The following is a 12,666-nucleotide window of genomic DNA, read 5'->3' as shown; positions in this document are numbered from 1 at the left end:
CAGTTGCACTCGTGTCACGCAAGACGGTCTATCGGAACGGACCGCGCCGCGAAGGCGCATCACGCAAATTGATCACGACTCGATACGCGCCCTAGTCCTCCTCCGTCGCCAGGCCCGCCGCCGCCTCGTGCATGGCCAGTTCCAGCAGGGCCGGGTCGGTGAGGGTGCCGGAACCGTCCGGGGGGACCAGCCAGCGGACGCCTCCGGTGGTACGGCCCGGGTAGGGCACGACGATCCAGGTGCCGGCGCCCGCCGTGCGGATGCCGGTGCCGATCCAGCGGGCCGCGGTGCCCGGCGGGACGAGGAAGCCCATCCGGGCGTCGCCGAAGTCGACGAGCACGGGGCCCGGCCGGCCGAGGATGCGGGTGAGGACGTCGAGGGTGCGATAGCCGAGTCCGCCCGGCAGGATCAGTACGTCCCAGGCCCTGCCCGCGGGCAGGAGCGCCACCCCGAGGGGGCTGCGCTCCCATTCCCAGCGGCAGGCCTCGGGGTCGGGTGCGACGGATGCGAGCCACTCCACCGCCGTCTTCGCCCCAGCCATGAGGGGACCTCCCTGTTCTGTCGTGGACGCGCGTCACGTCATGGGAGAGAGGGAGGTCCCGGGCAGGCATTACGCGGGTTCCGGCACCCCGTTGGAGTGAACCGGGCCACAGCGCGGCACAGGAGCGTCAGCTGTCGAAGCCCAGCCCGAGCCGGTCCAGCGTCCGCAGCCACAGGTTGCGCCGGCCCCCGTGCGCGTCCGCCCGCGCCAGCGACCACTTGGTGAGCGCGATGCCCGTCCAGGCGAACGGCTCCGGCGGGAACGGCAGAGGCTTCTTGCGGACCATCTCCAGCGAGGTGCGCTCCGTCGCCTCCCCCGCCAGCAGGTCCAGCATCACGTCGGCGCCGAACCGGGTCGCCCCGACGCCCAGGCCCGTGTAACCCGCCGCGTAGGCCACCCTGCCGTCGTGGGCGGTGCCGTAGAACGCCGAGAAGCGGGAGCAGGTGTCGATCGCGCCGCCCCACGCGTGGGTGAAGCGGACCCCCTCCAGCTGCGGGAAGCAGGTGAAGAAGTGCCCGGCGAGCTTGGCGTACGTCTGCGGGCGGTCGTCGTACTCGGCGCGCACCCGGCCGCCGTACGGATAGATCGCGTCGTAACCGCCCCACAGGATCCGGTTGTCCGCGGACAGGCGGAAGTAGTGGAACTGGTTCGCCGAATCCCCGAGGCCCTGGCGGTTCTTCCAGCCGATCGATGCCAGCTGGTCGGCCGTCAGGGGCTCGGTCATCAGCGCGTAGTCGTAGACCGGGACGGTGTACGCCCGGACGCGTCTGACCAGGTTCGGGAAGATGTTCGTGCCGAGGGCGACCTGGCGGGCACGGACCCGGCCGTACGGCGTGCGGACGGCCATCCCGGCGCCGTACGGCTTCAGGGTGAGCGCGGGCGTGTGCTCGTGGACGCGCACGCCGAGCGCGACGCAGGCCCGCTTCAGGCCCCAGACGAGCTTGGCCGGGTTGAGCATGGCCACGCCCCGGCGGTCGTACAGGCCCGCCTGGAAGGTCGGGGAGGCCACCTGCTCCCGTACGGCGTCCGCGTCCAGGAAGTCCACGCCGTCGGCGAGGCCCTCGCGCCGCATCTGCTCGTACCAGTCACGCAGTTCCCGCGCCTGGTACGGCTCGGTCGCCACATCGATCTCGCCGGTGCGCTCGAAGTCGCAGTCGAGGCCGTACCGGGTGACCGCCCGCTCGATCTCGTCGAGGTTGCGGGCGCCCAGCTCCTGGAGTCTGTGGATCTCGCCGGGCCAGCGGGCGAGGCCGTTGGGCAGGCCGTGGGTGAGGGAGGCGGCGCAGAAGCCGCCGTTGCGGCCGGAGGCGGCCCAGCCCGCCTCGCGGCCCTCCAGCAGGACGACGTCGCGCTGCGGGTCGCGCTCCTTGGCGAGGAGCGCGGTCCACAGTCCGCTGTAGCCGCCGCCGACGACCAGCAGGTCGCAGGTCTCGGAGCCGGTGAGCGCGGGCTCCGGGCGGGGCCTGCCGGGGTCGTCCAGCCAGTACGGGACCGGCTGGGCGTCGGAGAGGGACTCGGTCCAACGGCTCATGGCGCTCGGGGCCATGATGTCAACTCCCTACGGTGTGGTCGTCTACGCCTTGTGCTTGGTGCGGCGGTTCCCGATGACCATCGAGACCAGGACGGACAGGACGGCGACCAGGAACATGGCCGTACCGATGACGTTGATCTGCACGGGTGTTCCGCGCTGTGCCGAGCCCCAGACGAACATGGGGAAGGTGACGGTCGAACCCGCGGTGAAATTGGTGATGATGAAGTCGTCGAAGGAGAGCGCGAAGGCGAGCAGCGCGCCGGCCGCGATGCCCGGGGCGGCGATCGGCAGCGTGACCCGGACGAACGTCTGGAACGGTCCGGCGTACAGATCCTGTGCCGCCTGTTCCAGCTTCGGGTCCATCGACATCACGCGCGCCTTCACCGCCGTCACGACGAAGCTCAGGCAGAACATGATGTGGGCGATGAGGATCGTCCAGAAGCCCAGCTGGGCGCCCATGTTGAGGAACAGGGTGAGCAGCGAGGCGGCCATGACCACCTCGGGCATCGCCATCGGCAGGAACAGCAGCGAGTTGACGGCGCCGCGCGCCCGGAACCGGTAGCGGACCAGCGCGAAGGCGATCGCCGTGCCGAGGGCGGTCGCGCCGAGGGTCGCCCAGAAGGCGATCTGGAGGCTGAGGGACAGGGAGTCGCACATGCCGGAGACTCCGCAGGGGTCCTTCCAGGCGTCCGTGGAGAACTGCTGCCACTCGTAGTTGAAGCGCCCCTTCGGTCTGTTGAAGGAGAACACCGTGACGACGATGTTCGGCAGCAGGAGATATCCCAGCGTGAACAGTCCCGCGAGGACGACGAGATGGCGCTTGAGCCAGGTGACGAAGGCCATTTAGACCAGATCCTCCGTTCCGGACCTGCGGATGTAGACCGTGACCATCACGAGGATCGCGGCCATGAGGATGAAGGAGAGCGCCGCGGCCGTCGGGTAGTCGAGGACGCGCAGGAACTGGCTCTGGATGACGTTGCCGACCATGCGGGTGTCGGTCGAGCCGAGCAGGTCCGCGTTGACGTAGTCGCCGGCCGCCGGGATGAAGGTCAGCAGCGTGCCGGAGACCACACCCGGCATCGACAGCGGGAAGGTGACCTTGCGGAAGACCGTGGCCGGCCGCGCGTACAGGTCGCCCGCCGCCTCGTGGAGGCGTCCGTCGATGCGCTCCAGCGAGGAGTACAGCGGCAGGATCATGAACGGCAGGAAGTTGTACGTCAGTCCGCACACGACCGCGAGGGGCGTGGCCAGGACACGGTCGCCGGCTGTCCAGCCGAGCCAGCTCGTCGCGTCCAGGACGTGCAGCGTGTTGAGGGCGCCGACGACGGGGCCGCCGTCCGCGAGGATGGTCTTCCAGGCGAGGGTGCGGATCAGGAAGCTGGTGAAGAACGGGGCGATCACCAGGATCATGATCAGGTTCCGCCAGCGGCCCGCGCGGAAGGCGATGAGATACGCGAGCGGGTAGCCGAGGAGCAGGCACAGCACCGTCGCGGCGGCGGCGTAGGAGACCGAGCGCAGGAACTGCGGCCAGTACTCGCTCAGCGCGTCCCAGTAGGTCACGAAGTGCCAGGTGACCTTGTAGCCCTCCTCCAGGGAGCCCGTCTGCACGGACGTGGAGGCCTGGTAGACCATCGGCAGCGCGAAGAAGACGAGCAGCCACAGGATGCCGGGCAGCAGCAGCCAGTACGGGACGAGGCGGCCACGCCTGCGCGGGGGCTTCTGAGCGGGCGCCTCGGGCGTGAGCGGCGGCGGTGCCTCGGTGAGGGTCGACATCAGGCCGCCTCTTCCCCGGTGTCCACCCCGGCGTCGATGTCCTGCGCCGCGTCCAGGCCGAAGGTGTGCGCCGGGCTCCAGTGCAGGACCACCTCGGCGCCGGGCACCAGCCGTGCGTCGCGGTCGACGTTCTGGACGTAGACCTCGAACTCCGGGCAGACCGCGCTGTCGATGACGTACTGCGTGGAGACGCCGATGAAACTGCCGCTGGCGATCGTGCCGGTGATGCGGTTGCGGCCCTCGGGGATCTCGCCCGCGGCGTCCGCGTGGGTGAGGGAGATCTTCTCCGGGCGGACGCCGACCAGCACCCTGCCGCCGGTCGTCGTGGGGGCGGAACATCGCGCCCGGGGCAGGACCAGCTTGCCGCCGCCGGCCTTCAGCACGATGTCGTCGCCGCTGCGGGAGTCGACCTCGGCCTCGATCAGGTTCGACGTACCGAGGAAGTTGGCGACGAAGGTGGTGTGCGGGTTCTCGTAGAGGTCGGCGGGCGAGCCGAGCTGCTCGACGCGGCCCCCGTTCATCACGGCGACCGTGTCGGCCATGGTCATGGCCTCCTCCTGGTCGTGCGTGACGTGGACGAAGGTGATGCCGACCTCGGTCTGGATGCGCTTGAGCTCCAGCTGCATCTGGCGGCGCAGCTTGAGGTCGAGGGCGCCGAGGGGCTCGTCGAGGAGGAGCACCTTGGGGTGGTTGATCAGCGCGCGGGCCACCGCGACCCGCTGCTGCTGGCCGCCGGAGAGCTGGTGCGGCTTCTTGCGGGCCTGCTCGCCGAGCTGGACGAGGTCGAGCATCTCCCCGACCTGCTTCTTGACGCTCTTGATGCCGCGCCGGCGCAGGCCGAAGGCGACGTTCTCGAAGATGTCGAGGTGCGGGAAGAGGGCGTAGGACTGGAAGACGGTGTTCACCGGCCGCTTGTACGGCGGGAGCGCCGTCACGTCCTGGTCGCCCAGCCGCACGGTGCCGCTCGTGGGCTCCTCCAGGCCCGCGATCATGCGCAGGGTGGTGGTCTTGCCACAGCCGGAGGCGCCCAGCAGGGCGAAGAAGGAGCCCTGGGGGACGGTCAGGTCGAGCGGGTGCACGGCGGTGAAGGAGCCGTAGGTCTTGCTGATGCCCGTCAGGCGGACGTCGCCGCCGTGGTCGGTCCTGTTCGTCGTCGTCACAGCGATCACGCCCCCGTCAGCTTCGCGAACTTCTCTTCGAACTCGGTCTCTTCCTTCGAGCTCAGCGAGCGGAAGGCGTGGGACTTCTCGGCCATGGCCTTGTCAGGGATGATCAGCGGGTTGTTCGCCGCGTCCGCGTCGATCTTCGCCAGCTCGGGCTTCACACCGTCGACGGGACACACGTAGTTGATGTACGCGGCGAGCTCGGCGGCCGGTTTCGGCTCGTAGTAGAAGTCGATGAGCCGTTCGGCGTTGGTCTTGTGCCGGGCCTTGTTGGGGATCAGCAGGTTGTCGGTCGATGTCATGTAGCCGCTGTCCGGGATCAGGAAGTCGATGTCGGGGCTGTCCGCCTTGAGCTGGACCACGTCACCGGCCCAGGCGACGCAGGCCGCGAAGTCCCCGCTGCTGAGGTCGGAGGTGTAGTCGTTGCCGGTGAAGCGGCGGATCTGGCCCTTGTCGACGGCCTTCTGGAGGCGGGCGATGGCCGCGTCGTAGTCGTCCGCGGTGAAGTCCGCCGGGTCCTTGCCCATGTCGAGCAGGGTCATGCCGACGCTGTCGCGCATCTCCGACAGGAAGCCGACGCGGCCCTTCAGCCTGGGGTTGTCGAGCAGGTCGGAGACGGACTTCACCTCGACGCCGTCGAGCGCCTTCTTGTTGTAGGCGATGACGGTGGAGATGCCCTGCCAGACGTAGGAGTAGGCGCGTCCGGGATCCCAGTCGGGGCTGCGGAACTGCGCGGACAGGTTGGCGTAGGCGTGCGGGAGGTTGGCCGGGTCGAGTTTCTGCACCCACCCGAGGCGGATCAGGCGGCCGGCCAGCCAGTCGGTGAGGACGATGAGGTCGCGGCCGGTGTCCTGGCCCGCGGCGAGCTGCGGCTTGATCTTGCCGAAGAACTCGTTGTTGTCGTTGATGTCCTCGGTGTACTTGACCTTGACGCCGGTCCTCTTCGTGAACTGGTCGAGCGTGGGGTGGTGCTTCTCGCTCTCGTCCACGTCCATGTACTCGGTCCAGTTGGAGAAGCTGACGGTCTTCTCCTTCGCCGAGTGGTCGTCCGCCGGGACGCCGCCCTGCGTCTTGCCCGCCGCGGGGATGCCGCAGGCGCTCAGCGCGCCCAGACCGCCGGCCGCGAGCGCGCCGCCCGCGGAGGCGCGCAACAGGGACCGCCGGGTCATGGCGGCCCGCCCGTTGCGCAAGCTGCGCCGCATGGCGGCCACCTGGGCCGGGGACAGGCGGTCGGGCTCGTACTGCTCCATGCGCGTGGTGCCCTTTCGGGAGGGTGTGAGCGGCCGCGGGTCAGGCGGCCCGAATACGGCTATCGGTCCCCGAAGATCGTGCGGTGCCAGTCCTTGCGGGGCACCGCCGTGTTGTCGAACATGACGTGCTTGATCTGGGTGTACTCCTCGAACGAGTACGCGGACATGTCCTTGCCGAAGCCGGACGCCTTGTACCCGCCGTGCGGCATCTCGCTGATGATCGGGATGTGGTCGTTGACCCACACGCAGCCCGCCTTGATCTCGCGGGTGGCGCGGCCTGCCCGGTAGACGTCCCGGCTCCAGGCGGAGGCGGCGAGCCCGTACGGGGTGTCGTTGGCCAGCCGGATCCCCTCGTCGTCGGTGTCGAAGGGCAGGACCACCAGGACCGGCCCGAAGATCTCGGACTGGACGATCTCGCTGTCCTGGGCGGCGTCCGCGACCAGGGTGGGGCGATAGTAGGCGCCGTTCCTGAGGTCCCCCTGTGGGGCCTCACCGCCGGTCACCACGCGCGCGTAGGCCCGCGCCCGGTCGACGAACCCGGCCACCCGGTCGCGCTGGACGTGCGAGATCAGCGGGCCGAGGTCGGTGCCGGGGGCGAACGGGTCGCCGAGGCGGACGGTCTCCATGAGGGCGGCCGTCCGCTCGACGAACGCCTCATAGAGGGGCCGCTGCACGTACGCGCGCGTGGCGGCCGTGCAGTCCTGCCCGGTGTTGATGAGCGCGCCCGCGACCGCCCCGTGGACGGCGGCCTCCAGGTCGGCGTCGTCGAAGACGAGGAAGGGTGCCTTGCCGCCGAGTTCCAGATGGAGGCGCTTGACGGTGGCGGTGGCGATCTCGGCGACGCGCCTGCCGACGGCGGTGGAACCGGTGAACGAGGTCATGGCCACGTCGGGATGGCCGACCAGGTGCTCCCCGGCCTCCTTGCCGGTGCCGGTGACGATGTTGATCACGCCGTCCGGGATCCCGGCGTCGGTGGCCGCCCGGGCGAAGAGCAGCGAGGTGAGCGGGGTGAGCTCGGCGGGCTTGAGGACGATGGTGTTGCCCGCGGCGATCGCCGGGAGGATCTTCCAGGCGGCCATCTGGAGGGGGTAGTTCCAGGGCGCGATGGAGCCGACGACGCCGATGGGTTCACGGCGGACGTACGAGGTGTGGTCGCCGGAGTACTCGCCGGCCGACTGCCCCGGCAGGTGCCGGGCGGCGCCCGCGAAGAAGGCGGTGTTGTCGATCGTGCCCGGGACGTCGAACTCGCGGGTCAGCTTCAGCGGCTTGCCGCACTGCAGGGACTCGGCACGGGCGAAGAGCTCCGCGCGGTCGGCGAGCACGGCGGCGAAGCGGTGCAGGGCGTCGGAACGCTCGCCCGGGGTGGCCGAGGACCAGCCCGGGAAGGCCGCGCGGGCGGCGGCCACGGCCGCGTCCACATCGGCGGCGCTGGCCAGTTCGTAGGTGTACACCTCCTCGCCGGTCGCCGGGTCGACGACCGCGTGCGTATGCCCGGAGGTGCCCTTGGCCGAACGGCCCGCGATGAACTGGGCGCCGTCCGCGAGGTGTTCGTGGGGCGCGAACCGGTCGGGGGTGGCAGTGCCCGGGTTGTGCATGTCGCTCTCCTCCGCCGTCGCCCCGCTCCCGGAGGCGGATGGCGTAGCTCCAGCTCGATTTGACTGCCGATCCTGGCAGAGCAAAGGCCGTCCAACAAGTGATTCCGTTGTTTCCTTTTGGTTACGCGACGGAATCTGTCGACCAGGTGTCACGCGCCCCGGGCGGGCCGCCGAAAAAGGGGGACGGACTGTCGGTGGTGCCTGTCAGACTCGCGGACATGGAAGGGACCACGGGGAAGACCGACTCGCACGAGGCGCTGGTCAGGCAGGTCCGGGCGGGGGCGCGCATCAGGTATCTGCACTTCTGGGGCCACCGGCCCGGCCCGGACGGCCGGGTGGGGGCGAGCTGTCTGAGCCAGTGGTGGCCGTCTCCGTTCACGGTGGACGGCGTGTCCTACGCGAGTGCCGAGCACTGGATGATGGCGCGCAAGGCGCGGCTCTTCGGCGACGCGGAGGCGGAGCGGCACGCACGGGCGGCCCGGTCGCCGGCCGAGGCCAAGAAGGCGGGCCGGCTCGTGCGCGGCTTCGACGAGGAGATCTGGCGGCGCGAGCGGTTCCAGATCGTGGTCGAGGGCAGCGTCCACAAGTTCACCGCGCACGCCGAACTGGGCGCGTTCCTGCTGGGCACGGGCACGCGGGTGCTGGTGGAGGCGAGCCCCGTGGACCGGGTGTGGGGCATCGGTCTGGCCGCGGACGACGAGGCGGCTCAGGATCCCGAGCGGTGGCGGGGGCCGAACCTGCTGGGATTCGCGCTGATGGCGGCGCGGGAGCGGCTGCGGGCCGGGTGAGGCGGGGCAGGCCCTCGGGCCGGACCCTCGGCCGGCCCCGCCTCAGCGTTTCAGGACGCTGCCCCGAAGGCGCCCATCACGCCCGCGAACAGGATGACCCCCAGCAGCGGGAGGATCACCGTGGCGACGATCCCGCAGACGAGCCCGGCGGTCGCCGCGCCCTTGTTGGTGGCCTCGCCGCGGTTGGCCTTGCCGCGGCCGATCGCGCCGAAGATGATGCCGAGGATCCCGAGGATGACTCCGAAGAACCACAGGAAGAACGTCAGGCTGCACACGACGCCGATGATGCCCAGCACCAGCCCCGTCGTGCCCATGCCGTTGCTCGGCTGTGGCGCCATGGCGTAACCGGCGTAACCGGGCGTCTGCGGGTAGGCGCCCACCGCGGGAGCCACCGGGTAGGACGGAGCCTGCCCCGGATAGGACGGACCCGGGTTCGGGTAGCCGTACCCCGGAGCGGACTGCGGATAGGCGTATCCCCCGGCCGGCGGCTGCGACGGCGGCTGCGGCGGTGGCTGCGGCGGCCCGAACCCACCGGATCCGGGATTGGCGTCAGACATGAACTGCTCTCCCCTCGTTGCCTGCCAGGGCATCGTAGTGGCCCCGGTCACCTCGGGGAGTGCCGTTCCAGCAGGCGGCCGCGGCCGGTACGTCAGCGGTACGCGGCCGTCGACACCGCCACGGCCCCCAGGGCGTTGTAGGGGTCGTCGTAGTCGTCGTCCGAGTTGATCGCGGCCGTGATCCCGATGGCGAGCAGGACGATCACCGCGACGCCGAGGATGATGCCGACGATGCCCGTGATCAGACCGGCCTGCGCCTGGCCGTGGTTGTCGGCCTCGCCCCGCTCGGCCCGCTTCTTGCCCTTGAGGCCGAAGATCACGGCGAGGATGCCGAGCACGATCGACACGACGCCGTAGATGCAGAACAGGCAGCAGGACAGGATGCCCAGCACCATCGCCGCGATACCCATGCCGTTCTGCGGGGGCGTCTGCATACCGGGCCAGCCGTAGCCGGGGGGATAGGACGGGTAGCCGTATCCGCCGGGGGCCGCCGGGCCGGTGGGCGCGAAGGGCGGGGGCGGTACGGCACCGGGTGCGCCGCCGGGAGCGTCCGCGCCCGGGAAGGCCGCGGCACCGGGCGGCGGGTAGCCCGGGGAGCCGTGGCCGGGGGCGGCGAACCCGTCGGCGGGCAACGAGGTGACCGTGGCCTGGTCGTGCACGGACGGCGGCTGCGACGCGGACGGCCGGCCGGTGCCGGGGGTCTCACCGGTGCCGGGGGCCTGGTGCTTGTCCAGGGACGGCTTGCTCCCCGGCGCCGCCCAGGGGTCGGGACCGCCACCGGCCTCACCGTTCGGCTGCGTTGCGTCCGTCATGTCATGTCCCCCTCGGTCGTTCAGTGCCGCCATGCTACGACCTCGCCCCCGCCCGCCTCAGGCCGGTCCCGGCACAGCCGGCAGCGGGGATCCCCCCGCCCACCGCCTACGATGTTCACCGCACTCGATCAGCCGATCACCCGCGCCGCACCCCACCCGGTGCCCGGCGCCATGCCCGGGGAGCCCCCATGACCGACCACCTCGTCGACGCACGTGTCCCCCGCGACCTGCACGCCTTCATCGCGTCGCTGCCCAAGGCCGAACTGCACGTGCACCACGTCGGCTCCGCCTCCCCGCGCATCGTCTCCGCACTGGCCGCCCGCCACCCCGACTCCAAGGTGCCCACCGACCCCGAGGCCCTGGCCGACTACTTCACGTTCACGGACTTCGCCCACTTCATCGACGTGTACCTGTCCGTCGTCGACCTGATCCGCACCCCGGAGGACGTACGGCTGCTGACGTACGAGGTGGCGCGGGAACTGGCCCGGCAGCAGGTGCGCTACGCCGAGCTGACCATCACCCCGTTCTCCTCGGTCCGGCGCGGCATCGACGAACTCGCCTTCATGGCGGCGATCGAGGACGCCCGCAAGGCGGCGGAGGCCGAGTTCGGGACCGTCCTGCGCTGGTGCTTCGACATCCCCGGCGAGGCCGGTCTGGAGGCCGCCGAGGAGACGACCCGGCTGGCCACCGACGACCGGGTGCGGCCGGAGGGACTGGTCTCCTTCGGGCTCGGCGGGCCCGAGATAGGCGTGCCCCGGCCGCAGTTCAAGCCGTACTTCGACCGGGCCATCGCCGCCGGACTGCGGTCGGTGCCGCACGCCGGCGAGACCACCGGCCCCGAGACGGTGTGGGACGCGCTCACCCACCTGCGGGCGGAGCGCATCGGGCACGGCACCAGCTCCGCGCGGGACGAGAAGCTCCTCGCCCACCTCGCCGAGCACCGGATCGCGCTGGAGGTGTGCCCCACCTCCAACATCGCCACGCGCGCGGTCCCGGTCCTCGACGAGCACCCGATCAAGGAGTTCGTGCGGGCCGGGGTGCTCGTCACCGTCAACTCCGACGACCCGCCGATGTTCGGCACCGACCTCAACAACGAGTACGCGGTCGCCGCCCGGCTGCTGGACCTCGACGAGCGGGGTGTGGCCGGGCTGGCGAAGAACGCGGTCGAGGCGTCCTTCCTCGACGCGGCCGGCAAGACCCGGATCAAGGACGAGATCGACGCGTACACCTCTGGCTGGCTCGCCTCCTGAGGGACCGTCGGCGTCCACCACAATGGGCCCATGCAGAAGCTGACCGCCGTGGCCCACCGCGGCGACCCCTACCGGGTCCGTGAGAACACCGTCGACTCACTGCGTTCCGCGCTGAGCCGGGGCGCGGACGCGGTCGAGATCGACGTACGGCTCACCCGGGACGGCGTGCCCGTCCTGCTGCACGACCACACGCTGAAGCGGCTGTGGGGGCACGACCGGCCGCTGCGCGCGCTGTCGGCCGACGAGGTGCGCGGGCTCACGGACGGCCGGCTGCCGACGCTCGCGGAGGCCCTGGCCGCGACCGACGGCAGCCGCGTGATGCTCGACCTGCCCGGCACACCCGATGTGCGGGCGGCCCGCCGGGTCGTGGACGTCGTCCGCGCGTGCCGGGCGGACGACCGCGTGTACTACTGCGCCGGCGCCCCGGCCATGCTCGCGGTGCGCGCCGCCGACCCGGCCGCGGAGATCGCGCTGACCTGGACGACGCTGGCGCCGCCCCGGCCCGCGCTGCTGGAGGCGGTACGGCCGCGCTGGCTCAACTACCGCTTCGGGCTGGTGGACCGCGCCCTCGCCGACCGCGTCCACGCCGACGGCTACCTGCTCTCGGTCTGGACCCCCGACACCCGCCGCTCCATGCGCCGCCTCCTCGGCCTGGGCGTCGACTCGGTCACCACCAACCGCATCGACACGCTCCACGCGTTGCGCGACGGCGGCCAGAGCCTGTCCGGCGGACGCCGGCCGGCGGACCGTCCGGGGCCCGCGGGACTCCCGGGGGTCGCCAGGCACGGCACCCGCCCGCAGGCCTAGGACCCGGCGAACTCCAGGGGTGGTGCGATCGCCTGCGCGTCCGCCCCCTGCCCCACCCACAGCCCGATCAGCAGCGCCGCTGTCGCCTCCACCAGTGAGGCGCGGTCCAGTCCCCCGGCGTCCAGCGGCCGGCAGCCGAGGTCGCGCACGAGTCGTCGTACGACGCGGAGCGCCGGCTCGTCGTCCCCGCACAGGGGGACCGCGAGCGGGCGGCCGTCGAAGACCGGCGGGGTCAGCCGCCAGACGTCGGCATGGCAGAGGTTGAACGCCTTCACCACGCGGGCGGCGGGGGCGGCGGACGCGATGCGTTCGGCCGCCGCCGGGCCGCCCGCGGTGAGCAGGGTGAAGCCGGGGCCGCCGACCGGGTTGGTGCAGTCGATCAGCACCCGCCCGCGCAACTCCTCTCCGAGGCCGCCGACCACGTCCACCACGGCCGGGTACGGCAGCGCCAGCAGGACCGCGTCCGTCCCGAATTCCGCCGCCGCCCGCAGCCCGCCCGAGCGGCCCGCGGCGACCACCTCGTGCCCGGCCCGCTGCCACTGCGTCCCCAACGCGTCCGCCATACCGCCCCTGCCCAGAATGCCGATGCGCATACCGTC

At 71.4% G+C, this 12,666-nt stretch carries 13 protein-coding genes; 3 read left to right on the top strand and 10 right to left on the bottom strand.

Going from position 1 to position 12,666, the window contains the following annotated elements; translation table 11 throughout:
* Positions 1-91: 91 nt before the first annotated feature.
* The 7 genes from ACWD0J_RS15965 to ACWD0J_RS15935 form a co-directional block, all read right to left on the bottom strand.
* Positions 92-541 carry a hypothetical protein gene (locus ACWD0J_RS15965; protein WP_451496398.1) on the bottom strand — a complete coding sequence of 150 codons (450 nt, stop codon included), beginning with the start codon at positions 539-541 and terminating at the stop codon, positions 92-94.
* 127 nt (positions 542-668) lie between these two features.
* Positions 669-2,087 (bottom strand): NAD(P)/FAD-dependent oxidoreductase, encoded by a 1,419-nt coding sequence (locus ACWD0J_RS15960; RefSeq protein ID WP_451496397.1) that lies wholly within the window; start codon positions 2,085-2,087, stop codon positions 669-671.
* A 27-nt stretch (positions 2,088-2,114) separates the two neighbouring features.
* Entirely contained in the window at positions 2,115-2,915 is an 801-nt protein-coding gene (locus tag ACWD0J_RS15955) for an ABC transporter permease (RefSeq protein WP_451496396.1), read from the bottom strand.
* On the bottom strand, positions 2,916-3,845 hold the full coding sequence (locus ACWD0J_RS15950; RefSeq protein WP_451496395.1) for an ABC transporter permease: 930 nt from the start codon (positions 3,843-3,845) through the stop codon (positions 2,916-2,918). It abuts the gene before it with no gap.
* The gene (locus ACWD0J_RS15945; protein WP_451496394.1) at positions 3,845-5,005 is read right to left on the bottom strand and encodes an ABC transporter ATP-binding protein; all 1,161 of its coding nucleotides are present in this window, start codon (positions 5,003-5,005) and stop codon (positions 3,845-3,847) included. The genes ACWD0J_RS15950 and ACWD0J_RS15945 overlap by 1 nt, the downstream gene beginning before the upstream one ends.
* 5 nt (positions 5,006-5,010) lie before the next feature.
* The gene (locus ACWD0J_RS15940) at positions 5,011-6,258 is read right to left on the bottom strand and encodes a polyamine ABC transporter substrate-binding protein (RefSeq protein ID WP_451496393.1); all 1,248 of its coding nucleotides are present in this window, start codon (positions 6,256-6,258) and stop codon (positions 5,011-5,013) included.
* 59 nt (positions 6,259-6,317) lie between these two features.
* A complete protein-coding gene (locus ACWD0J_RS15935; RefSeq protein WP_451496392.1) occupies positions 6,318-7,853 on the bottom strand; it encodes a gamma-aminobutyraldehyde dehydrogenase in 1,536 nt (511 codons plus the stop codon).
* A 218-nt stretch (positions 7,854-8,071) separates the two neighbouring features.
* Here ACWD0J_RS15935 and ACWD0J_RS15930 point away from each other — a divergent pair, with 218 nt between their 5' ends.
* Positions 8,072-8,641 carry an NADAR family protein gene (locus ACWD0J_RS15930; protein ID WP_451496391.1) on the top strand — a complete coding sequence of 190 codons (570 nt, stop codon included), beginning with the start codon at positions 8,072-8,074 and terminating at the stop codon, positions 8,639-8,641.
* 50 nt (positions 8,642-8,691) lie between these two features.
* Here ACWD0J_RS15930 and ACWD0J_RS15925 read toward each other — a convergent pair whose 3' ends face one another.
* Together ACWD0J_RS15925 and ACWD0J_RS15920 are read right to left on the bottom strand one after the other, a co-directional pair.
* Positions 8,692-9,198, bottom strand: a complete 507-nt coding sequence (locus ACWD0J_RS15925; RefSeq protein ID WP_451496390.1) for a DUF4190 domain-containing protein — start codon at positions 9,196-9,198, stop codon at positions 8,692-8,694.
* Positions 9,199-9,290: 92 nt separating this feature from the next.
* Positions 9,291-10,010, bottom strand: a complete 720-nt coding sequence (locus tag ACWD0J_RS15920) for a DUF4190 domain-containing protein (protein WP_451496389.1) — start codon at positions 10,008-10,010, stop codon at positions 9,291-9,293.
* 188 nt (positions 10,011-10,198) lie between these two features.
* On the opposite strand from ACWD0J_RS15920, the gene ACWD0J_RS15915 reads away from it, so the two are divergent.
* Complete coding sequence (locus ACWD0J_RS15915; RefSeq protein ID WP_451496388.1) at positions 10,199-11,260, top strand: adenosine deaminase; 1,062 nt, start codon at positions 10,199-10,201, stop codon at positions 11,258-11,260.
* Positions 11,261-11,290: 30 nt separating this feature from the next.
* The gene (locus ACWD0J_RS15910) at positions 11,291-12,067 is read left to right on the top strand and encodes a glycerophosphodiester phosphodiesterase (RefSeq protein ID WP_451496387.1); all 777 of its coding nucleotides are present in this window, start codon (positions 11,291-11,293) and stop codon (positions 12,065-12,067) included.
* On the opposite strand, the gene ACWD0J_RS15905 is transcribed toward ACWD0J_RS15910, so the two are convergent.
* Positions 12,064-12,660 carry an NADPH-dependent F420 reductase gene (locus ACWD0J_RS15905; RefSeq protein WP_451496386.1) on the bottom strand — a complete coding sequence of 199 codons (597 nt, stop codon included), beginning with the start codon at positions 12,658-12,660 and terminating at the stop codon, positions 12,064-12,066. The two genes, ACWD0J_RS15910 and ACWD0J_RS15905, sit on opposite strands and share 4 nt — an antisense overlap.
* Positions 12,661-12,666 lie beyond the last annotated feature (6 nt).

Source organism: Streptomyces sp. NPDC003011 (assembly GCF_053591515.1).
The sequence above is the reverse complement of the archived record's forward strand: the minus strand, read 5'-3'. Positions and strand labels throughout refer to the sequence as shown.